Raw genomic sequence first — 20456 nt, forward strand, 5'->3', positions numbered from 1 at the left:
GCCTCTTATCTTTTTCGTTTACACTACAATAATTACTGGCGGAACAAGTCACAAAAAACTTAACCTAGTTAAAAGGATGCTTTTATTAAACAGGGGGATGATCGCGACGGCATCTTTCTTTTCTTTTGATTAAAGGGGCGGGGCGTTGAATATGATGCCGTAAGTTATGAGGAATCGTATACATAAAGCCTGTTGACATAAAAACATCAATTTTCATATACATAGGCTATAACCTAATAATAGGTTGGCGGTGTGAAATGAATAATGAAATTTAAAGAGATCTTTGGTTCTGTGATAGTAGTTGTGGGAACAATTTCTGCTGCGATTGGAGCTTCGCCACTGTACTTCATAAAAACTAATTTGCGAGAAGACCTAAGTTTGTGGAGGAACGTCTTACAGTCAGGGGGTAATGCTTTACAAGCTGAAGGGCAAGGAGACGCCCTTCGAAAAATTGGGAAGGAATTTCAGTCAATTGGGAATACTACCGTCATTACTGGGTTGGTTATTAACTTAAAAAAACAAACAGCACAGAAAATATTCATTACCGGGAACTGGATACAAGCGTTAGGTGGACTTATTAACGTGGGACACGGAATCGAGCTCAATCCCCTCCCAGGCCATTCAGAAAACATTATTGGAAACCTATTACTATCTACAGGGAACTCATTACAGGCTATTGGAGGAGTATATGAATAAGAAAAGAACAGAAACACAGATAATAACTCAAATCAGCTCAAGATTAATCGGGCATTTATCGGGTGATTATCGGGCAGTATTTTAATTCTAATGGATTTACCAGCTTCCCGATTATTGCCCGAAAAAAAGTTTCCACTAATCAATTAAATAAATCCATAGTTTTGCAAAGGGATTTTTATAAATCTGAACTTTTGATAATGGATTATTTCAAAACTCCTGAGGGTCGACAATTATATGAACTTTCCTTACCCGAATTAGAAAGCATATTTGATACTGAAAAAGCAAAAGTGAGGAAAATACATGACTAATAAAAAGAAACGTCATTTGTGTAAATCTTTACTACCGGGCTTGTTGCTTTCTCTTGAAAATTAGACGGAACCAAACAAACTGTATCAAAACTGCAATAATTACACCGACCAGAGTATCTGTCATTCTATCTATGGCATAATGTTTCGTTTGGTGTTCAAGTACAAAGACAAATAATATCGTGAGTGCGACTTGATGAATTACTGTTTTGTTAAATTTTAACCACTGTGTGATATAACATCCTAAAAGAATTAATAGTCCTAAATTCCATCCATTTATACTCATATGTCTTGCAATGAGTACAATTACGGAAATACCAATCATGGTTCCAATTACACGTTGTATGGATCGTTGGACCGTTATGTCAATTGTTGATTGAAGGCATAGGATGACCGTGAGTGGAGCTAAGTAAGGATGATCAGAACCCAATAGTTTTGATAATTCCCAGGACAGAGTAGAACCTATTGCCATTTTCCATATTAGAATTGAAAAGTTCTTATTTGGAACTTCGTGTTTTTTTGTTTTCATATTCACCTCGGTGTAATATTCTACCTTTTTATAGAATCCTTCCTATGGTGAATTTTTATGTATATAGATTAATTGTTTTTTTATGTAGTTGAACAAGCCTAAGAAGAAAAAGAAGGTGACCAAAGTATGACGCTGAAAGGGAAACGTCAGGAAGAAGGGTATTAATGTCCAGGCATATGCAGCCGATTATTATACGTCGTCAAAGGAAGTATGACGTTGAACAAGATATCAAGGATTTAGAGGCGAGAGGATTTGAGGTTATTTCTCCTCTTAAACAGCAAAATCCTCAATCTGAAGTGCTTCATAATCTTTCATTCGAACAGAGGAGATTCAAGGTAGAAGATTTTTCTTCTCCTTGGATTGCTAAGTTAAGAAGAATCGAAGAGTAGACACAAACTGTGCAGTAAAAAAGCCAATTAGAATTTTCCAATCAGCTCCTGTTTTTTAGATTTTTACCGGTTTCAGTACCCGCATTGAAAATAGATACTACCATAATAAAGAAAAAAAGAATTTGTATTGCTGAGTTGGCTTTCCAATATCCCAAAAAATTCATGAACACAAGAATGACAAATAAAAGAGCAGTAACTATGGTTATAAAAAGGCGTACGTTAAGAGACATTTTATTCCCTCCTTATATATGTAAAATATATTTATAAAAAGGTTACCATGATAAAGTTGGTTTTAAAACCATTAATTGATTTTATTACTGCACAGTTCGAATAAGCCATGCATTAGGCAATTAAGGAGGGTGCTAAATTGAAGTACATTTGCAATGATTGCATATTAATTATTGAAATCCATGGGAAACTAGCTCCTCGTAAGAAGGCCCATTGTCCAAATTGAGGGGATAATGTTGCTACGGAAAATTACATTACGCCTTTAAATAAAACAGCAATTGGAGAGCAAAAACATTATAGAAATTATTATTGGTAAACAAAGAAATGGTCCCATTGGAACCATATCACTTGCATTCATCAAAGAATATGGGGTGTTCCTCAATCTGGAGCGCAGACATGACGGTTTGAGAGCTTTATCATGAGTCCGTCAAAAACAAGCATACATCACTCCGTTTGTTGATTGAATTTCTGGTATACGAAAAAAACACGGTCAACTTTACTGACGATAAATCAGTACTCGATCTTTTTTTAAAGGAGAATAATAGGCCGAGAATGAATGAGTTGTTGAAAGAATATCAGAAAAGTATTTATGGGTCAGCTATATGATGCTGCACAATCTCAAAACCAAATGAAACGGAATTTTGTCTTGGGAAAGTTGATAGCACTTGAAGTGACTAACTCCCATCACGGACAGTCCATTGAATTACTGGATTATGATGATTTGAAATATGAGTTAGTTCTAGCAGAGTATAAAGAAATCAATGCAACCAGTGACGCTAATAAGTGGTTTTAGGAGGAAAAGCAAATGTTAAAAATTATTGATTTAAATACTTTCGCAAAAGAAAAATAGGGGGTGGATCAAGTGGCATAGGAAGCGAAAATTAGTTTAGAAGCAAATATGATTTATATTGTGAGCAACCGAAAACTCACTCCGATGATTCTACCAATTGGAGTTTTCGGGGAAACAATGATTATGTGGCAAAACGATAATGCTGTTCCAAAAGAGAGCATCGGAAAATCAAAGAACCAAATCGATTAAAAGAATGCTTGGATTGCGTTTAAAGTGGCTGAAGAATAGTGGACAATGACTGTGAAGGAAGAGTGTAGAAAAAGTAACTTCCGGAATATAGGATCAGTTTGATATGGATTTTTGATATTTGTACAACCACTTATCTAACTCTTGACTAAATTTAATCGTTTCGGGATGAGAAAGTCCTTTTAAGGTTCCAATTTCAATCAAATGGGCTCTCAAGCAATCAATATTGCTTTTCATTTCATTAAGGGATAACACTTCAGTTTTCAAAACCTTTCTCTTGTTCATTTGTAATAATCTTCAAAAAATAAAATCAATAGGTAATATTATAGATAATATTTAACAAAGAGACAAGAGTTTTACAAAATCTTATCAAACAACTATTAACTAGACCCTTATCATTATTGACTGGACCTCATAAGTATAGGGATAAAATTACCGTACAGTATGAATAAGCAGCCCATATTCCAATTTTTCATTTTTGAATTAATAAAATATGAAAAAGAATGTAACGAAGTAGGTGAATTGATATATTCAAACTGTGAGAGAAGGAGAAAATTAATAATAAAAGCCCCAAATAGGGGCTTAAATTTAATATCTGAATGGCATCGGCGGACAACAAGGATTATGTGGCATTCCACAAATAATGTTTTGAGTGCAACACTCATTCACCACAGATTGTGTATGCGGGAAATAATGTTTATACGTGTTCACATGCTTATTCACAGTTGTAGTATGTGAAGGATGAACAACAGGTATCACCGTGTTCGATACATTCGTATTAACAAATTGCTTTGTAGGTGAAATTTGAGGTGGATCATACTGAGTAGGAAAAGTTTGTGGCGGACAATATTGTGGTGGACATTGGCCGCAGTTTGTAGAACCCCATGATTTATTATACATTTCAAAACCTCCAATTATTATTTTATAAACCTTTGATAGTTTATGAACTGCAATAATAAATGGACTAGTATTAATGCCTCTTTTCAATACACCTACATTGAAAAAGCTAAATTTATATTGCACATATACAATTTCTATATGATAATATTGCGCAGTTCGAATTAACTATGACGATATGTAACAGCATTCCAAATATATCTAATCCAACATTTTGATGCGTTTAAAGCTAGACTACACTTATGCAGACAAAATCTGTGAGATAAAGTAATTCAGTTTTCCGGCCTTTATGCGTCTCTGATAATTAATCACAAATAAAAATAACATCAGTTAACAGTAAGATATCGCACTGTATTTTTTCTAACCGTTAAATCATTGCATTTGTAATAATCATCTATATTTATTATTGGTTTCATTTTCGGTAAAATTGCTATTTTTTTTCTTACTAAACTAACAGGTGCAAGAGGTTAATAGGGGGCTGCTGATGCACTGACTCTTTTATACGAATCGAATATGCGATTTTTGAGGATACTTTCACAGATGTGACCGTTAAAAATTTTACTTTTAACCGTTCCTTCAAAATGAACGATATTATTGACCTGGAATACAGTAATAAAAACTAATCAACTATGCTTGATGGTCTATATGCCGAATATGGGGAACTATTTAGTAGAATCGTAGAATTTTAGAAACGCAAGAATCAGATACGTGGTGTGGTTCATATAGAGGCTGTCAGTGATAAAACGGAATAAGGGCAGGAAAAACTACAGAATTATATCAACAAGATTTATAGAGCTTTCTCCGGAAAGTCCGTGGCTATAGTTACTCAACAAAAAGGCTTTAAATACGAGGAAATGAAGAATAGTCAATCACAAAGTGTGGACGAGGTAAATAAGGTTATAGATGGTTTTCTCGACCAAGTTGCAAAAGCGTTGGGCCTTATGTGGCAGCAGTGTTTACCAAGACATTTGAGGACGGATCTAAAGAGTGGGTAGGCTTACAAAAGGAATGTTCATATGTTCTAAAATTTCCGGTAAAACCAAAGAAGAAAACAAAGAATTTGATAATGAAGAAATAACTGGAGAATTTATGGAGCGTTATGTTCAAGGGGCTGAAAAATCTGTTCTGTTCGGAGCTGACAAAAAGGTGAAACAGACAACCGTGATTCTCTATTCCAAAAGATATTTGGCAAGCCTTATCCAGGAAAAAGTGAGGAGAGCAAAGTGTAGTTGAAGGATAATGTCAAACTTTAAAGCTGTTGTGGTTGAAGATATTCCCGCTAACAGATTAGTAGTATTAGCAATCGAAGATAAAGAAAATGAAATTAATATTCGTTTAGCTCAAGAAAGAGAACCTGACTTTTTAGTAACAAGAGCGATCAAAGAAGGCGAAACTGTCTATGTATCTATTAAGAAAAGAGAAACGTGGAAGGTCGAAGCGTGAGAAGACATTCAAGCAGGTGTTTCTGTTGAAACTGGTGAAGATGGAAAAATCGTTGAAGCTCTTGGAGAAGAGGCGCCTCCTATCAGCGGATATTCAATAAATGCGGAAATTGCAGGGGAAGTTGTAAGCTATGTCCGTAATGTAAAGGACGGAGGAGAAGGTGTTCCGGGTCCGCAAGGCTCAAAGCGACAAGGGTGCTGATGGATTCCCGACGGAAGAACAGTGGAACGAAATAGTAGCGAGAGTAGAGACACTAGAAGGATAAAGAGCTGGAATACTCCTGCTATATCTTTATTTAATTTAATGCTCTATTAAATGATGTTGTTGAATAACTTGTCCTCAAAAGGGTTTGTATATTCATCTTCTGTCAATAATGGTTATGAAATCACAAATGAGCTGAGTAAGCTAGAAAAAAGGAAACAAATTTTGCTCTTCTTTGTTTTTTTACCGTTTGTATATAACTTACCGTTTTGTCGTGAAAGGAACTTATCAAAATGCTCGAGAAGGGTAAAATCGGAAGCCGTCAACTGACGATATTAGTGATATTATATACGGTTGGTGATTCTATTTTAGTTATTCCCTCCATTGTCGCTTCTGAAGCAAAACAAAATGGTTGGGTTTCTGGTATTTTTAGCGTGGCGATAGCACCGTTATTGGTTGTCTTTTTATATGACGCTTTAAGGAAATGCTATCCTGATTTAACATTAGTGGAATACAGCCAAAAAATTTTGGGTAAGTGGCTGGGAATAGCGATTTCGCTTCTATTTATAAGCTACTTTTTTATAACCACAGCGACTTACCTGAGAGAAATTGGTGATTTTATGACAAGTCAGATTATGCCTGAAACTCCAATTCAAGTGATCATGTTTCTTTTTATGAGTATCGTCCTCATGTCCGCACGGCTTGGTTTGGAACCTTTGGCCCGAAGCGCGGAAATATTGTTTCCTTTTGTTGTAATACTTTTATCATCATTGATGATTCTTCTATTGCCTGAGATTAAATTTCAAAATCTGCAACCCGTCTGGGAGGGAGGAGTGAAACCAGTTATACGGGGGTCTATACCATTTATTGTCTTTCCCTTTATAGAACCGGTTGCGGTTCTGATGATCCTCCCGTTCGTGAGTCAAAAAGACAGAATAAGAAAAAGTCTGTTTGTCGGTCAATTGTTGGCTGGAAGTGTTTTGATCATAATAACAATGTTAGCCATTCTTGTTCTTGGTGTCGATTTAACAGCAAAAGAAATTTATCCAAGCTATAAATTGGCTCAGAAAATCAATATCGCTAATTTCCTGACGAGGCTGGAAGCAATACTAGCCATAATATGGTTCATCACAATTTTTATTAGATTTAGTTTGTTTTTTTATGTGACCGTTTTAGGTCTGGCACAAACGTTAAAATTGCAAGATTATCGTCCTTTGGTTTTTCCATTTGGTATGATTTTGATTGTCTTTACATTGATTATGGCACCCAATACCGTCTATTATAGTAACTTTATTTCAGACATCTGGCCTTTTTATGCAATGACATTCGGGTTTCTGTTACCATTGTTATTACTAACAATCGCCAAAGTTCACAAAAAATGATGGACCAAACTAAGATTGGGTGTTATTTGTTAAGTAACTTCTGTGGAATTCTGTAATTTTTACACAAACCATCCATGAAAACCTTTATAGTTATCTTAACAATAAACGCTATTAGAAGCTTAGGTGTTATACCATTAAAGGGCGCAGTTCTTTAATAAGGCATGCTTTCCTTATTGAACTAACAGTTGAAATAGTTCCACAGGATGAACTAAAGAAGACCACAATAAGTGGTCTCTTTTTATTTGTTCAAAAATCAACATCAATGTTTATCAAATCTTTAAAAAACGAAGGGATGTTTTGAAATGGCAAATTTAAAAAGAAACATGATCGAATTGGTAAAGGAAGTGAAGGAAGGTGAAATTGAAACGGGAAAGTATACAGAATGTATTAATACTTGGGGAGGTGAACTTAGGGACCGTGTGGAAATTGAGGATAATAGGATAACTGGTCGATTTATCGACATCCTGCCTAGAAGAGGGGAAGACATAGGTAAACGGTGGGAAATCGATAAAGACATCCTATCTATTACGGAAAACAAGAAGCAGAATTCCACGAATGTACATATCTCTAGGTAATGAACCTAAACATCCTACTTATCTTTACATAATCTAAATCAAATAAAGAATTGGGGGGAATTACTAAAAATGTATGATTTAATAATAAATGAAGATATAAATGCAAATTATTTAAGAAGAATTGCTGTTGGTGTTGGTGGTATTGGTCACATCGGAGGTTTTGGTCATGTCGGAGGTTTTGGTGGTGTTGGTCACGTTGGTCACGGTAGTGGTGTTGGAGGTAGTGCTGGTGGAGCTCCAGTTGGAGGTGGAATTCCTTTTGAAGAAGGTCTTGCTGCAGGAGCGTTGTTTGCAGGACCCTATTATGGTGGCTATGGATATGATGGTTATGGATATCCAGGATATGCTCCCTACCCATACCCATACCCCTACCCATACCCATACTCATACTACCCTTATTGAGAAAAGAAGTTAGTGGCTAAGAGCAACTATGAGAGAGCGAATATGAAATTGTATAGATACTTCTAATTTTAAGGCCCTTCTCATTAGAGAGAGGCTTATTTCTGTTTAAAAAGGCAAATCATCCTCAATTATAGGCCTACCCTTCTTAATTAACTCCGTAATATCATTGTCTCCGTTATAAACCACTTTATCTATCCTGAAATCTTTACTAGAACCAAATTCATTTTGAATCTGTTGAATCCACTCGTAGGCTGCAATTGCAGCGGCCCAATCAGGAGCTTTCTTAAATCCCGAATTAGCGACTGGGGAATCCTCCAAATCTGCAAAAAATTAGTTTCTTTTGTATGTAAGTACCATCTATATTTAACATTCATATTCCCATCAATCAATGGCCTGTAATAACGCCAAGTAATAAAATTAAATAACCATAAATAATGTTAAGTTCAATGGAATGCAATTTCCTTAATTGGGGAAGAGATTTTTTTACTTTCTAAAGAACGTGTGCTCGTTTGTAATGATTAAAAAGGGAGGTCCTCTTAAGATGTCTATTCGTGACCGAGGAATTCTAAAGTGGCAAGTAGCCTTAATTTTACCTGAGCATAAAGCATTTCAAAAGCAAATGAACGAAGACTATTTTAGACAAGAAAAACCAATTCTTGATGATTATCAAAAAGAAGAATATGAAAATCAAATTCATTACTCGATGGAAAACCATTTGCCGATAAAGTTTCAATTATATAATAAGAGGTTTCCTAGAGAATTACAGGGTCATAGTGTATACATAAACTCAATTAATAAATTGTTACATATTCAAAAGAAAGATAATTCATTTGAATATATTCAGTTTGATGAGGTTATTGGTGTGATCGTAGAGGATTAAAAAAAGTCCTTCTCATAGTTGAGAGGAGCCTGTTTTTCTGTTAAAGAAGGTTGTGAATTTTCTGCTTGACCATTGGCGCAGATTCTTCTGTAGCTCTTTGAAATATAGGTTAAACAAATTTATGCTATAACTCTTGATAAACGTACAAAAGCATGTTTTGAGAAAAGATTGTTTATTTTTGTGTTCCTTCATCAACTCGAACAAATCATATTTGCACCAGAACCCATTTGCTAGTGAGGATATAGCAATTTTAGTAGGTTGATTAACTGATTATGAGTCTGAATTTCCTGGGGCAGCACTTAAAGTGTTTTAAGCTAGAATACACTTGTATAGCGTCAGACTGTATGTCCCACTTGTTCCTGCGGGCATTTGAATAACAAAAGAAATCGGATTTTGTACAGTTTTACCAATCGTATTTCCTGGTGGTACTGGCCCGATCGTAGTTGTAACAGGAGCTGTTGATGAATTGACTGTACCTGTTACAGTTGAAACGCTTGCAGCAGAATTAAAAATCTCAAAAGTCCCTTCAATGTAAGCACCAACGGGAGCAGTAAATACCGTCTCATCTACTACTCCAATTGTTGGACCATTAAAATTACCACAAATGCTTTCTTGATATCTGAGCAGGAGGACAACAAGAGTCACTAAAACACATTGTATATTTCTCCTTTCGAAAAATTTTTTCCAGATACGTTTTATCTGTGCGATACTTAATCTTCATTCCTGTAATAGAGTATGAAAGATTTATAGAAATTTCTTATATATCTTGTCCGTTTTAAAAGATATAGAGTAATAACTTAGAAAAAGGTATTCCTTTATATCTTTATTACGCTAGAACACGCTTATACAAATTGATACAATATGACCCACTATCTCCAGCACCTGCTGTAATAGTAAAACTAGTAGGTTGATTAACTGATTGTGAGTCAGTATTTCCTGGAGCAGCACTTAAAGCTATTGCTGGAGTTGATGTCCCCGTAGCCGTTACTGTAGCCGTACTAGAAGCTGAGTTGAAAATTTCAAAAGTTCCTGAAGAATAAGCGCCTGCTGGAGCAGACCATATTTCAACACCTGCTAAAGGTCCGTTAAAATTACCACAAATTTTTTCTTGAAACACCTGTGCAGGAGGGCAGCAACCTCCGTTAATTCCATTTGAACCACACATTATGAATTCCTCCTATTTACTATTAAACAGCTTGTATTAGCCATTCAGTATTATAGAATGTAAATTTTGCAATCTTGCAACTGACATGAGTGTAACATTTGCTGAATTATTTTTATTTCATTAAAAGAACTAGAAAAGGTGGAAGGCAATTTCCCTTAAAAATGAGGAATACAGGGGAAGGATAAAGAATAGAATAGAACCCCTTGAGGTCTTATTTATCTTTTTTATGTTTACGTTGGTCATCACAAATAACAGGAAAGCATACTTCCAAAAAATATTTCCCCTCAGTTCTCCCTGTGTCTATCCTAAATACGATAATCGATTCGGCAGCATCTACTGTTGCTGAAAGCGTATTGCCAGAAGGAACGGAGAATTCAACTGGGCTTCCATCATTTCGAATCACGAGAACCTGAACCGATTCAGTGCTCATAGCGCTATTGAATACAGAGATTGTTACGGTAGCGTCCATCGCAATTCTCGCTTTCCAAATTTCTAGACTCGGAACCTGCTCGGTCAATAACAGATTACCACATGTGCTATTGCATACAATTGGTACTGACATTTCTGTAGGTACATTTACTTTCACTTTGATTTTTTTCTCGACTTTGGATTTGCATTTTTTGTGCCCACAAACTCTACATTTTTTATGCTTGCATCTGCATTTACTGTGCTTGCAATCTGAACATTTTTTTTGTTCACTCAAATTACTAGCACCTCCTAATTCAAGTTACTATATTTCTATTAACATACTGGACAAGTTGCCTGTACTTATAGCTCGAACAATGGTTTTATGATTAAAAATGGGACTACTTTTGGCGTATTTATGGGAATCACGTTACTTCATTTAAAATGTTTGCTATTGGATTAAGTGATTTGCTTCAAAAATGGAGGTTGCTGAATTTATAAAAACAAATCATGAAGACCTATAGGTGAACCCATAAAAAACATTAGGTGATCCGAAATATAATTGACAACCATCTGACCACATAATAAAAATTAAAAGGTGAAAAAACTTAATGGGAATTTGTATACAATCTATCTAAAACCTTATTAAATAAGCATATATGTATCATTCTGAAAAAGTAAGAAAGGCGAAGATATGTTCCGCACACAAGTTCACCCATGAGAACGCGAACAATATATGTCAACTTATTAATAACTAAAACCCTTGGCGCCTTTCGTGTCAGGTTTTTTTATTTTGTGGGCAGATTTTCCGGAAATATATTAAATAGATAATTGCCCATCGATTGCCCACCAACGTGAGCAAAAAAAATACATCAATTATTCTATTGATGTATCAGTTTGTAGACAAAAGGGGTTCGGAATGTTTTAATTCCGGACCCCTTTTGAAATTCCCTTTGAATTTTGCTCAAGAATAAGAGATTGGGCCTCTACGAGCCCACTTTATTAAGCCATTCTTGGACCTTGCCATGTCCAATTGGCTATCTTCTTTAAATTCATGGCAGCGAAAGTAAGCATCGCCTGCATCGACAATTTTTTAAGTCCCCTTAAAGTAGTCCAACGCATACCATGCTTTTCTTTTGCATCTGCGAATACACGCTCTATTGTTTCTTTACGTTTCGCATATATAGGTTTTACATCCTTGTGATGACGCAGATGATCTGCTTCTTCCATATAATTTTGCCAGATATGGCGTGTCACCACTTTTTGATGGTCTTTGCTTACTGTACACTGTGATAAAAATGAGCATGTCGCACAAGTGTGTTTGGGTGATTTGTACTCGCGATAGCCCTCTTTATTTGTTGTTGAGTACTTTAAAATCTCGCCCGATGGGCAGAGATAACAATCAAAATGTTCATCGTAAACATAGTCATGCTTGCGAAAGAACCCTTCTTTTGTTCGTGGACGTGTATAGGGTAAAGCTGGTGTGATTTCTTTCCCAAAAAGGTAGCTTGTAATGGCTGGTGTTTTGTAAGCTGCATCTGCGGCAACAGCTTCAGGTTTTCCAACTTTCTCAATCACTTGTTCAACAAGAGGCTCTAAGATATGACTATCATGCGTATTTCCCGGTGTTACAATCGTCCCCAGCACAAAACCGTTGCGGTCCGCAGCCGCATGAAATGAATAGGCAAACTGTTTTGTTCGTTCATCTTTTACATAGTAGCCACTCTCAGGGTCAGTTGTACTTTCTTTAATTTCTTTGGTTTCTTCTTTATCAAATTTATCCGGTGGAAAAGGCTTCTTTCCATTGTTTTCACGATCTTGATTTATTTCTTCTTGAAGGCGTCCTTGATATGCTCGTGTTTCCTTACGAACGATTTTCTTTTCGAATTTTCGCTTATTCGCACTGGCTTTCACATGTGTTGAATCAACGAATACGTGCTCTGCACTTATTAACTTTCTTTCTGAAGCTGTCATTAAGATACGATAAAAAATCCGTTCAAACAGGTCTGTATCTTTAAAGCGACGCTCATAATTTTTCCCGAACGTTGAGAAGTGAGGTACTTTATCATGGAAACCGTAACCTAAAAACCAACGGTAAGCCATATTCGTTTCAACTTCTTCAATCGTTTTACGCATCGAACGAATACCGAAGGTATATTGAATGAATGTCAATTTAACTAAAATAACTGGATCAATACTTGGGCGCCCTATCTCTGAATACATATCTTTCACCAAGTCATAAATGAAAGTGAAGTCAATGGCCCCCTCAATTTTACGAACCAAATGGTTCGCTGGCACCAGTTGATCCAAAGTAATCATTTCAAGTTGATCTCGCTGAATAGAATTATGTTTCGAAAGCATCGTCATCACCTCAAGTTTTAATACTTCTATATTAAAACAAAAAGGACTGTAGGCAAAAGTGGTTATATCTAATTGTTAAAACAAAGTTGATTGGAACGGAAGGTGCGAGACTCCTGCGGGAAATGCGTGTCCAAGGGAGACCCCACAGGCGCAAAGGCGCCGAGGAGGCTCCCTGACCGCCCGCGGAAAGCGAGTGCCTGGAGTGGAAATCAACGTCGAATTTTTACAACCCCTCAAAAAAACTGTAGACAAACTCGATTTTCATCGAGTTTGTCTACAGTCTGATACATCAATTATTCTATTGATGTATTTTTCAAACTTGTCCATGTTTGTCTTTTCTATCTTTTTGCTTATATGTGCGTTAACATCAGAAGTTATAGCAAGGCTGCCATAACCTAATCTTTCCTGAATATATTTCATATCTGCTCCAGCTTTAAGTAGGGGCACCGTATGTGTATGACGTAAGGATAGGCAGAGAAGGCAACTCAGATTTTTTTAATATACGACTGAATGCATTAAATAAAATAGACTTTGGCATGAAGCTACCACCATCTATGCAAAGTACTAGATTTAAATCATGGTGGTGTAAATGATTCAAGGTTAGTTTTTATTGATTTTGATGCATATGATGATGTTGAATTACTTGAGTAAGTGTTTGGCTAATTTTTGGTTTACCCCTAATATAGTAATAGCATAGAAGTTTTGAAAGAGACCTCTAATATTATGGGGAATTATGAGATCGGAAAAGTGGGGATAATTACTAAATCTTTAAAAAAATCTGGGGGGCAGGTTAAGAACTGATATAAGAAGTCCACTATCGTGGAACCGTTTTTCTAAAAATACTAATTTGTTAAAAATGAGGTGATGAGATGATGAAGCACATATTATTATTATTTGTTGTTTTATTAATGGTTTCCTATTTTATTTTAGACTTCATTCACTTTTATAAAGGCTGTTCTTTATTCAATTATTATGGTGATTATTGTTAGTTTGATTTATTTTTTTGATAAGCATAAAAATATGGATTCGCATTAAAAAAATAGAAATTGAGATTAAAAGTAAAAATTTAGAGGGTGATACAAGGCATAGATAAACTTGTCTGTCCAAAATCCTCTAGCCATTGAAAAAACCCCGATTTCACAATTTACCTAATAAAGATTCTCCATTCACTCAAACATATTTGCTTAAGTGTGAACCGACGACTGGAAAACTATAACACACTGTAAAAAGTTATTTCTCTTTGCCTGTAAGTTGACCTCAATTAATGATCATGTTCTATCACCTAAATAAAATTCAAATAACTCCTCACATCTATTTCTCAATCAAGGGTTAAAATAATTACTCATTAAAAACTAACAGGACCTCTCATATTCGAGAGGGGGTATTAGTTCGTAACAAGAAGTAAAAACTCCACGAATGTACATATTTCTAGGTAATGAACCTAAACATCTTCCTTATCTTTACATAATCTAAATCAAATAAAGAATTGAGGGGGATTTACTAAAAATGTATGATTTAATAAAAAACGAAGATATAAATGCAATTGATTTAAGAAGAATTGGTTTTGGTGGTGGGGGTCACTTTGGAGGTTTTGGGAGACCATTTGGTTTTGGGAGACCATTTGGATTTGGGAGGCCATTTGGATTTGGGAGACCATTTGGTTTTGGATTTCCTTTTCTAGGAGGTCTTGCTGCAGGAGCGTTGCTTGCAGGGCCCTATTATGGTGGTGGATATGATGGCTATTATGGATATGATTATGGATATCCAGGATATGCTCCATACCCAGCCCCATATTCATACTACCCTTATTGAAAAAGAAGTTAGTGGCTAATAGAAACTTTGAGAGCGCCTATATGAAATTGTACAGATACTTCTTATTTTAAAGCCCTTATCTTTTAAGAAGGGCTTATTTTTATTTAAAAAGGTAAATCATCCTGAATTATAGGTGTAACCTTCTTAACTAACTCCGTAATATTATTATCTCCGTTAAAAACACTTTTTTTCCTGAAATCCTAACTAGATCCGTATTCACTTTGAATCTGCTGAATCCATTCGTAGGCGGTAATTGCAGCTGTACAATCTGGATCATTCTTGTAGTGTGAACCGACGACTGGAAAACTCCACTCTGTAAAAAATATTTCCCTTTGCGTGTAAGTTGACCTCAATATTAATGTTCATGTTCTATCACCTAAATAAAATTTTAATAACTCCTCACATCTATTTCTCAATCTAGGATTAAAATAATTATGTATTTCTTCGTATCCATACCGACTAATTAGACTAGTGATCTTACGAGAGATATAGCTATTTATAATGCTGATCAGTAATTTGATAGAGCTGTCAGGAGGAAATAAGCAGGAAATTATCTCCTAATATCGAACTGTTAGATAAAGGAGATGGTAAAAATGAATCTGAGAGTTAAATATAGGCTTTTTATTCATGTTGACGGAGGTCTTACTCCCGAGAAATATGACCGATACGAGATACTAAACGTCAGAGAAGATATTGATCCTGATGATACTAAGGATTACCAAGAACTTAATATAAAGTTAGGAAAGTCGATTAATCGGCCTGTAAATGAATTTAAAATGAAAAGCTTTGAACCAATGTAGGAGCATCCTTGCGATGGTGTTTTTTACTTGCAGGAAATTATCTCCTTTAGTCGAAATGTTGTTTGATTAAGGCATAGAAAATTTATAATAAGCAAAGGGACGGCACTCATGAAGAGAGAGTCGTCTTTTTATGGATAAAGAAGGAAATAACCTGTCGTTTGGAGAATATGACGAGAGGGGGTGGGATAATTGCGACAAAATAGTGAACTGGTTTTAACTAAAGAGGATATTTTAAGAATGATTGTTAAACACCTTGATGTATTCCCGTTAACTAGTCTAGAGGCTATTAGAGAAGTGATTAGGAGTTCTTTAAAACAACAAGGCTTAATATTTGGGGTAACTGAACATTCAGGTGGCGGTACTATAACCAATAGAGAAAGAATATCAGATGAAGATACCCTTTTAATTAATGATTGTATTTATGACCTTTTATATACTCGTGTTATCACGCCTGGTATTAATGATGATAATCTTGATTTACCTTGGATTCATGTTTCTGATAAAGAGAAACTCAAAACATACCTAAATGAATAGTAATCATTTTAGTTCAAAGCACTCATTTCATTGGGTGCTTTTGCCTTTTTTAATAAAAGGGGATTATCTCTTTTGTCAAATTGAGTAGGCGACAGGAGTTGATGACACGAATACATTGAAACTTATTTATGTAATATTAAATGATCTTGAAAAAAACGAGGAGGACGACCAAACTTAATAAATTATTAATGTTGCGTGAATCAGTAATAATCAAACTTGGTGTCGGTTTGGGCTAGGCTATACCTACGTTAAAAGGATGCAAGTCTAGAAGAGAATATTTAATAAATTTAAAATTATGGCTAGAGAAATGAGAGACTTTTTAAAATGATAATTCGAAAGCATAATAATGGGTGCTTTTCATTTGCAGGAAATTATCTCCTTGTGCCGAATTTATAGGACAAAGGGAGTTGATAAAATGGATAGTAGTCAATTATCAATTTTTACATTGGAAACACTAAAAAATCACAAAACAAGTACAGGTGTTAGTGTAACCCAATTTTTAAAACAAAAACATCCTAATGGTGATTGGGTAGTAAATAAGGATGAAATAGGTTATTACGTAAAAGTAGCACATTTAACAATGAAATATCGATGGAAAATAGTTGGTGAAGTTATAGAGGCTATTAATGGTAGAGCTGTACAACTTACACCAGATTTACATCCAAATAAAGTTAATATAGACGCTAAAAGAGAAAAGGTCCAATTAATGATCTATGATTTTGTTAGAAATACCTTTGGAGAGATTGAAAGCATGGAAGAATCCATTAAAAAAGCTTCTGTAAAATTCAATCTTACTGAAAAAGAGGTTGAGGCAATATATCTATCCAGAGAGGTTTAAACTTAAGTTATACTTATACCTTTTAGAAGCAAGTGCAATTATAACTAAATAAAACTGCTCCCTAAGTAAGGGAAGGTAAAAAGATGTAGGATGATTTAGTCTATGTTTTCACAAACTTTTCTAGGAACCACTTAGAATTACAAGGTGCTTTGTAAGTACTAGGCTAAGGAAAAATCGAGATTGCAAAAGCTCTAAATTCAAAGGGGATTTCGAAATAGTCAATGGATTAAACCAAGTACACTAGAAGTCTTCTTAGCAACAATTAATCCAATGTGAAATGAGATTCACAAGCAGTTCACAGCTCATACATCCCGATTTCATTTATAAGCAGCCATACTAATTGGGTATGGCTGCTACTATTCCCTTTTTATTTTTTCGGGATTGTGAAGGGTGGTTAATGTTTTGTAACCCGTAATAATTCTTAAAGCTCTTCAATTTCCACTTCAGAGTATCCTCTAAAGATCAAAAATCTTCTTTTCTATTTGAATTTTTACAAGTATCTAATATCGGCTTTTTCCTTTATAGCAGGTTTTCAATAACTCTTTAGCGCGTTTAGCAGATATCTCATATTCAAATTCACATACATCAATATCATCTTCAATGTGTTCGTAGAGGTAATTAATCATTTCTATGAAAGACCTAAAGATTACAGTTGTTTTATTCGCTTCGATGTCTTATAAAAGTTATTTCTGGTTTAATTTTATTTTTTCTATACAATCCACGTATGTCTATCTCCCGAGATGGTAAAGAAATTTTCTTCTTTTATCTCCCATTTGTTTAATAAATATTTTGATTCATATATTCCTTCATTCTTTTAAATTCAGTATAAAAAATCAATGGCAATATGATCATAAAAATATACGAATTTGCATGACTATTATTCATGGAGGTATCAAAATATGGAGGGAATTACCACTTAAAAGAACTACACTAGAAGACTTTCCCTCTACTAAATAAACAAAGCTTAGGTCTTCTCGTTCTCTAAAGTCGAGGGTGATTTTTTAAGAATACTAAATTGTATTCCATCATAATATGCATTAGTTAAAAATATGGAGTAGGTGGCCATGTAAATGGGTTTTGTGGAGATGATACCAGGACGATTGTACATTGGAGGACGAATTTCTTCCGATGATTGGGGTTTTGTTCAGAGAAATATATCAGTCATCGTGAACCTACGTACGAAACCTGATCGTCCTCCATTTGATTTTTCAAGAAGAATAATGATATGGGTTCCTATTACTATATGGGTAACTCCTAGTTTAGAATTGGTCGATAACTTGATCAAACAGCTTAATCAATTGTTTGACCAGGGCTATCGAATATTAATTCACGATACTTTAGGAATACAACGATTGGGCTTTATCATTACTGCATTTTATATGCAAAAATATAGATTAAATCGAGAAGAGGCCCTTTACTTGGTTAAACAAAAAAAACCTGATATAAAACCCACTGAAAACTATCTGCAATTGCTAACTCAGTATGAAAATTATTTAAACCTGTAAGAAAAAGACCCATGTATGTACTTATCACTGTCAAATAGACAGTTATAAAAAAAGACTATATTCAATCGGAGCTCGATCATTTAGTCGTTTTTGGAACTTGTATGATAAAAAACTAGAAGCTCTTGGTATTATCCGCCAGATAGCAATGAGGAGAAAAAATATGCTGCAGATTGCTAATGCCATTATTATTCAACCAGTGAAAGTTGAAATGTCCGGTCTTTAAAACAACTACACTTGTGAATCTTAATTTAGATAAATCTTTAGATGCAGCTTTTTTCACACTGAAGCTGCCTTATTTACTGTTGATTTCCCATGCTTTTTTATAGCGTTTTGTATATCAATCAGGCAATTGCAAATGAAAACTAAAGATCTTTCATAAAAGTTGAATAAAATATAGGGATGGGATTTTCTTTATTCATAAAAGAACGTTTGTTCGTGTGTGTATTTGATGAAATTCAGCATTTTTTCATTAGAGAAAAAGAGCTAAATAGCAAAAACTCCTTATGAAAGGAGTATAATAATTTATTAAATATATAAAGGTTTTTTAGGGACGAAATATAATTGCTATATACAAAGGGAACTGCCCATTATGTCGAATATTCATTATAAATTTCCTACAAACTGATAGCTATTTATATTATCACGTTTTGTTGAACACAAAATGATTGTTATTGGTGATAATTAGGATAGATGACGTTTTGTAAGAAAATCACTTCTCTTTTTAGGGATTCGGAAACTTGGAGTAATGAGTTCACATCCTTTTGCAATGAGGTGATTTGATTTTCCATTTTCCTCATTTTCCTACTTTGTTCCTTTGCTTCTTGTTCTTCTTTTTTTTCTAATATAGCGGATTGTTCTATTTCAATCGCGACACCACTTGATGAAACTAAGTCACCAATTGTAATTATAATGGCACCTATTAAAGCTAATGCAAAGCCTACATTTGATTCTGAACCAGAACCTGAATCTGAATCTGAACCTGAACCTGAACCTTTTCCTTTTCCTTTTCCTTTTCTTGAACTTGTTCCTGAACCTGTTCCTGCTCTTGATGTATCGGGGTTTTCTAAACCCTCTACTTCTTCAATTTCTTCTACCTCTTGAGCTTCAACTGCAATTCCAAGAACAGTAAGAATGTTTCCTATGTTAACAATCAATGAACCAAATAAATCAATCTTATCTCCAATATTAGTAGGTAAGGAATTTAAAATATGATCTTCTTCGGGTTTCCACTGGTTCAAAACTTCTCACCTTCTTGGCTGTTACTTTATTTTTTTAAATAAGCTCAATGTTGCCACATTTAGCTCTTGTTCGATGTCTTTTAATTTGGAAATTGCATTTTGTATATCGTCTTCATTCAATTCTGTTAGGGTTTCATTATCAATTCTCCATAATAAATTATTCAAACAATCTAAAATTTCCTTGAATGATTTTATTAATAACCCATGTTCCCCATCCAAAATATATGGGGGAACAATAGTCTCTAGAGATTGGACACTACACTGTCCTACACTAATCGCATTTTTTAAATCTATACAGTACTGGTCATAATCAGAAATTATTCCATCAATATAAGTAGGATGTACCATATTAGAGATATAAACTAAATTTCCTCCCACCAATTGTAGAGTTTGCCCGTATTTCTTTAAATTTCTTCTCATATAATTTCCTCCTGATAACCAAAACACATTGGGCTTTTATCTTTGATAATGTATGCGATGGAAATAAAATGGTTCAAATAAAAATAAGGGTTCATTTGTATAAAATAATGATAAAAACTCTTCTCATTTGTGAGGGCTATTTATGCTAATGTTCCCCTGTAAAAATGGGGATTTTCCCCCTACAGCATGTTAATACCTTTCATCACTGTTTGAAACATGGATGGGGAGTTTTCAAGGAATCGCGACAAAGTATTCGGATAACTGCTCCTATTGATACCGTTGGCCCGAATTGGGTAAGAACTTGGTTTTCATCAGTTAGCTAATGCAAATTCAATGGGGTATGTTCGTTGATGCGATAAATAAATAATATTGGGCACTGGTTTAGATACATTTAAGAAAATAATGAATATTGGAT

At 34.7% G+C, this 20456-nt stretch carries 27 protein-coding genes and 1 pseudogene; 17 read left to right on the forward strand and 11 right to left on the reverse strand.

Going from position 1 to position 20456, the window contains the following annotated elements:
• The first annotated feature begins 264 nt into the window (after positions 1–264).
• Both RE409_RS09955 and RE409_RS09960 read left to right on the forward strand, forming a co-directional pair.
• Positions 265–696 (forward strand): DUF6944 family repetitive protein, encoded by a 432-nt coding sequence (locus RE409_RS09955; protein WP_242485295.1) that lies wholly within the window; start codon positions 265–267, stop codon positions 694–696.
• Positions 697–758: 62 nt separating this feature from the next.
• Positions 759–1004, forward strand: a complete 246-nt coding sequence (locus tag RE409_RS09960) for a Fur-regulated basic protein FbpA (RefSeq protein ID WP_309558917.1) — start codon at positions 759–761, stop codon at positions 1002–1004.
• 31 nt (positions 1005–1035) lie between these two features.
• On the opposite strand, the gene RE409_RS09965 is transcribed toward RE409_RS09960, so the two are convergent.
• Positions 1036–1530 (reverse strand): FUSC family protein, encoded by a 495-nt coding sequence (locus tag RE409_RS09965; RefSeq protein WP_201181293.1) that lies wholly within the window; start codon positions 1528–1530, stop codon positions 1036–1038.
• 164 nt (positions 1531–1694) lie between these two features.
• On the opposite strand from RE409_RS09965, the gene RE409_RS09970 reads away from it, so the two are divergent.
• Positions 1695–1919 carry a hypothetical protein gene (locus tag RE409_RS09970; RefSeq protein ID WP_201181292.1) on the forward strand — a complete coding sequence of 75 codons (225 nt, stop codon included), beginning with the start codon at positions 1695–1697 and terminating at the stop codon, positions 1917–1919.
• Between the two features lie 41 nt (positions 1920–1960).
• Here the strand turns inward: RE409_RS09970 and RE409_RS09975 are convergent, their stop codons facing one another.
• On the reverse strand, positions 1961–2149 hold the full coding sequence (locus RE409_RS09975; protein WP_098177535.1) for a hypothetical protein: 189 nt from the start codon (positions 2147–2149) through the stop codon (positions 1961–1963).
• 270 nt (positions 2150–2419) lie between these two features.
• Between RE409_RS09975 and RE409_RS09980 the strand changes: the two are divergent.
• From RE409_RS09980 to RE409_RS09990, 3 genes and pseudogenes are all read left to right on the forward strand, one after another.
• Positions 2420–2569: pseudogene (locus RE409_RS09980) on the forward strand (DnaB-like helicase C-terminal domain-containing protein); the annotation flags it as partial.
• Between the two features lie 167 nt (positions 2570–2736).
• The gene (locus RE409_RS09985) at positions 2737–2940 is read left to right on the forward strand and encodes a hypothetical protein (protein ID WP_201181291.1); all 204 of its coding nucleotides are present in this window, start codon (positions 2737–2739) and stop codon (positions 2938–2940) included.
• A 117-nt stretch (positions 2941–3057) separates the two neighbouring features.
• A complete protein-coding gene (locus RE409_RS09990; RefSeq protein WP_274606901.1) occupies positions 3058–3186 on the forward strand; it encodes a hypothetical protein in 129 nt (42 codons plus the stop codon).
• Positions 3187–3279: 93 nt separating this feature from the next.
• Here RE409_RS09990 and RE409_RS09995 read toward each other — a convergent pair whose 3' ends face one another.
• Together RE409_RS09995 and RE409_RS10000 are read right to left on the reverse strand one after the other, a co-directional pair.
• Positions 3280–3468 (reverse strand): aspartyl-phosphate phosphatase Spo0E family protein, encoded by a 189-nt coding sequence (locus RE409_RS09995; RefSeq protein ID WP_309558918.1) that lies wholly within the window; start codon positions 3466–3468, stop codon positions 3280–3282.
• 303 nt (positions 3469–3771) lie between these two features.
• Entirely contained in the window at positions 3772–4083 is a 312-nt protein-coding gene (locus RE409_RS10000; protein WP_201181289.1) for a CotD family spore coat protein, read from the reverse strand.
• 984 nt (positions 4084–5067) lie between these two features.
• Here RE409_RS10000 and RE409_RS10005 point away from each other — a divergent pair.
• The 5 genes from RE409_RS10005 (at position 5068) to RE409_RS10025 (ending at position 8083) form a co-directional block, all read left to right on the forward strand.
• Entirely contained in the window at positions 5068–5313 is a 246-nt protein-coding gene (locus RE409_RS10005) for a major tail protein (RefSeq protein WP_207196311.1), read from the forward strand.
• A gap of 6 nt (positions 5314–5319) precedes the next feature.
• Positions 5320–5523 carry a hypothetical protein gene (locus tag RE409_RS10010; protein ID WP_201254501.1) on the forward strand — a complete coding sequence of 68 codons (204 nt, stop codon included), beginning with the start codon at positions 5320–5322 and terminating at the stop codon, positions 5521–5523.
• A gap of 494 nt (positions 5524–6017) precedes the next feature.
• Entirely contained in the window at positions 6018–7106 is a 1089-nt protein-coding gene (locus RE409_RS10015; RefSeq protein WP_201181284.1) for a GerAB/ArcD/ProY family transporter, read from the forward strand.
• A 302-nt stretch (positions 7107–7408) separates the two neighbouring features.
• Entirely contained in the window at positions 7409–7681 is a 273-nt protein-coding gene (locus tag RE409_RS10020; RefSeq protein ID WP_201181282.1) for a hypothetical protein, read from the forward strand.
• 69 nt (positions 7682–7750) lie between these two features.
• Positions 7751–8083 carry a hypothetical protein gene (locus RE409_RS10025; protein ID WP_201221166.1) on the forward strand — a complete coding sequence of 111 codons (333 nt, stop codon included), beginning with the start codon at positions 7751–7753 and terminating at the stop codon, positions 8081–8083.
• Positions 8084–8188: 105 nt separating this feature from the next.
• On the opposite strand, the gene RE409_RS10030 is transcribed toward RE409_RS10025, so the two are convergent.
• A complete protein-coding gene (locus tag RE409_RS10030; RefSeq protein WP_201183530.1) occupies positions 8189–8401 on the reverse strand; it encodes a hypothetical protein in 213 nt (70 codons plus the stop codon).
• 223 nt (positions 8402–8624) lie between these two features.
• Between RE409_RS10030 and RE409_RS10035 the strand changes: the two genes are divergently transcribed.
• On the forward strand, positions 8625–8963 hold the full coding sequence (locus tag RE409_RS10035) for a YolD-like family protein (RefSeq protein ID WP_201181278.1): 339 nt from the start codon (positions 8625–8627) through the stop codon (positions 8961–8963).
• Between the two features lie 309 nt (positions 8964–9272).
• On the opposite strand, the gene RE409_RS10040 is transcribed toward RE409_RS10035, so the two are convergent.
• The 4 genes from RE409_RS10040 to RE409_RS10055 form a co-directional block, all read right to left on the reverse strand.
• Positions 9273–9608: an S-Ena type endospore appendage gene (locus RE409_RS10040; RefSeq protein ID WP_201181276.1), complete on the reverse strand. Its 336-nt coding sequence runs from the start codon at positions 9606–9608 to the stop codon at positions 9273–9275.
• Positions 9609–9789: 181 nt separating this feature from the next.
• The gene (locus RE409_RS10045) at positions 9790–10128 is read right to left on the reverse strand and encodes an S-Ena type endospore appendage (protein WP_201181274.1); all 339 of its coding nucleotides are present in this window, start codon (positions 10126–10128) and stop codon (positions 9790–9792) included.
• 211 nt (positions 10129–10339) lie between these two features.
• Positions 10340–10714 (reverse strand): S-Ena type endospore appendage, encoded by a 375-nt coding sequence (locus RE409_RS10050; protein WP_309558920.1) that lies wholly within the window; start codon positions 10712–10714, stop codon positions 10340–10342.
• An 821-nt stretch (positions 10715–11535) separates the two neighbouring features.
• Positions 11536–12894: an IS1182 family transposase gene (locus tag RE409_RS10055; RefSeq protein WP_201180978.1), complete on the reverse strand. Its 1359-nt coding sequence runs from the start codon at positions 12892–12894 to the stop codon at positions 11536–11538.
• 1506 nt (positions 12895–14400) lie between these two features.
• Between RE409_RS10055 and RE409_RS10060 the strand changes: the two genes are divergently transcribed.
• From RE409_RS10060 to RE409_RS10080, 5 genes are all read left to right on the forward strand, one after another.
• Positions 14401–14706, forward strand: coding sequence for a hypothetical protein (locus RE409_RS10060; RefSeq protein WP_201224979.1), 306 nt, complete (start codon positions 14401–14403; stop codon positions 14704–14706).
• A 593-nt stretch (positions 14707–15299) separates the two neighbouring features.
• A complete protein-coding gene (locus RE409_RS10065) occupies positions 15300–15506 on the forward strand; it encodes a hypothetical protein (protein ID WP_053345473.1) in 207 nt (68 codons plus the stop codon).
• A gap of 189 nt (positions 15507–15695) precedes the next feature.
• Positions 15696–16040, forward strand: coding sequence for a hypothetical protein (locus RE409_RS10070; protein WP_053345474.1), 345 nt, complete (start codon positions 15696–15698; stop codon positions 16038–16040).
• A gap of 415 nt (positions 16041–16455) precedes the next feature.
• Entirely contained in the window at positions 16456–16878 is a 423-nt protein-coding gene (locus RE409_RS10075; RefSeq protein ID WP_201224978.1) for a hypothetical protein, read from the forward strand.
• A 1070-nt stretch (positions 16879–17948) separates the two neighbouring features.
• Complete coding sequence (locus RE409_RS10080; protein ID WP_201181267.1) at positions 17949–18383, forward strand: protein-tyrosine phosphatase family protein; 435 nt, start codon at positions 17949–17951, stop codon at positions 18381–18383.
• Between the two features lie 668 nt (positions 18384–19051).
• Here the strand turns inward: RE409_RS10080 and RE409_RS10090 are convergent.
• Together RE409_RS10090 and RE409_RS10095 are read right to left on the reverse strand one after the other, a co-directional pair.
• Positions 19052–19621 carry a hypothetical protein gene (locus RE409_RS10090; protein ID WP_309558922.1) on the reverse strand — a complete coding sequence of 190 codons (570 nt, stop codon included), beginning with the start codon at positions 19619–19621 and terminating at the stop codon, positions 19052–19054.
• 21 nt (positions 19622–19642) lie between these two features.
• Complete coding sequence (locus RE409_RS10095) at positions 19643–20041, reverse strand: hypothetical protein (protein WP_201224976.1); 399 nt, start codon at positions 20039–20041, stop codon at positions 19643–19645.
• Positions 20042–20456: the final 415 nt, after the last annotated feature.

The organism is Peribacillus sp. R9-11 (genome assembly GCF_031345095.1).
Lineage (GTDB): Bacteria > Bacillota > Bacilli > Bacillales > DSM-1321 > Peribacillus > Peribacillus butanolivorans.

What these genes read in the sequence shown, in the direction of transcription:
- RE409_RS09955 (WP_242485295.1), top strand. Translation starts at nt 265, where the DNA reads ATGAAATTTAAAGAGATCTTTGGTTCTGTGATAGTAGTTGTGGGAACA.
- RE409_RS09965 (WP_201181293.1), bottom strand. Translation starts at nt 1,530, where the DNA reads ATGAAAACAAAAAAACACGAAGTTCCAAATAAGAACTTTTCAATTCTA.
- RE409_RS09970 (WP_201181292.1), top strand. Translation starts at nt 1,695, where the DNA reads ATGTCCAGGCATATGCAGCCGATTATTATACGTCGTCAAAGGAAGTAT.
- RE409_RS09975 (WP_098177535.1), bottom strand. Translation starts at nt 2,149, where the DNA reads ATGTCTCTTAACGTACGCCTTTTTATAACCATAGTTACTGCTCTTTTA.
- RE409_RS09985 (WP_201181291.1), top strand. Translation starts at nt 2,737, where the DNA reads ATGGGTCAGCTATATGATGCTGCACAATCTCAAAACCAAATGAAACGG.
- RE409_RS09995 (WP_309558918.1), bottom strand. Translation starts at nt 3,468, where the DNA reads ATGAACAAGAGAAAGGTTTTGAAAACTGAAGTGTTATCCCTTAATGAA.
- RE409_RS10000 (WP_201181289.1), bottom strand. Translation starts at nt 4,083, where the DNA reads ATGTATAATAAATCATGGGGTTCTACAAACTGCGGCCAATGTCCACCA.
- RE409_RS10010 (WP_201254501.1), top strand. Translation starts at nt 5,320, where the DNA reads ATGTCAAACTTTAAAGCTGTTGTGGTTGAAGATATTCCCGCTAACAGA.
- RE409_RS10015 (WP_201181284.1), top strand. Translation starts at nt 6,018, where the DNA reads ATGCTCGAGAAGGGTAAAATCGGAAGCCGTCAACTGACGATATTAGTG.
- RE409_RS10020 (WP_201181282.1), top strand. Translation starts at nt 7,409, where the DNA reads ATGGCAAATTTAAAAAGAAACATGATCGAATTGGTAAAGGAAGTGAAG.
- RE409_RS10025 (WP_201221166.1), top strand. Translation starts at nt 7,751, where the DNA reads ATGTATGATTTAATAATAAATGAAGATATAAATGCAAATTATTTAAGA.
- RE409_RS10035 (WP_201181278.1), top strand. Translation starts at nt 8,625, where the DNA reads ATGTCTATTCGTGACCGAGGAATTCTAAAGTGGCAAGTAGCCTTAATT.
- RE409_RS10045 (WP_201181274.1), bottom strand. Translation starts at nt 10,128, where the DNA reads ATGTGTGGTTCAAATGGAATTAACGGAGGTTGCTGCCCTCCTGCACAG.
- RE409_RS10055 (WP_201180978.1), bottom strand. Translation starts at nt 12,894, where the DNA reads ATGCTTTCGAAACATAATTCTATTCAGCGAGATCAACTTGAAATGATT.
- RE409_RS10060 (WP_201224979.1), top strand. Translation starts at nt 14,401, where the DNA reads ATGTATGATTTAATAAAAAACGAAGATATAAATGCAATTGATTTAAGA.
- RE409_RS10065 (WP_053345473.1), top strand. Translation starts at nt 15,300, where the DNA reads ATGAATCTGAGAGTTAAATATAGGCTTTTTATTCATGTTGACGGAGGT.
- RE409_RS10075 (WP_201224978.1), top strand. Translation starts at nt 16,456, where the DNA reads ATGGATAGTAGTCAATTATCAATTTTTACATTGGAAACACTAAAAAAT.
- RE409_RS10080 (WP_201181267.1), top strand. Translation starts at nt 17,949, where the DNA reads ATGGGTTTTGTGGAGATGATACCAGGACGATTGTACATTGGAGGACGA.
- RE409_RS10095 (WP_201224976.1), bottom strand. Translation starts at nt 20,041, where the DNA reads ATGAGAAGAAATTTAAAGAAATACGGGCAAACTCTACAATTGGTGGGA.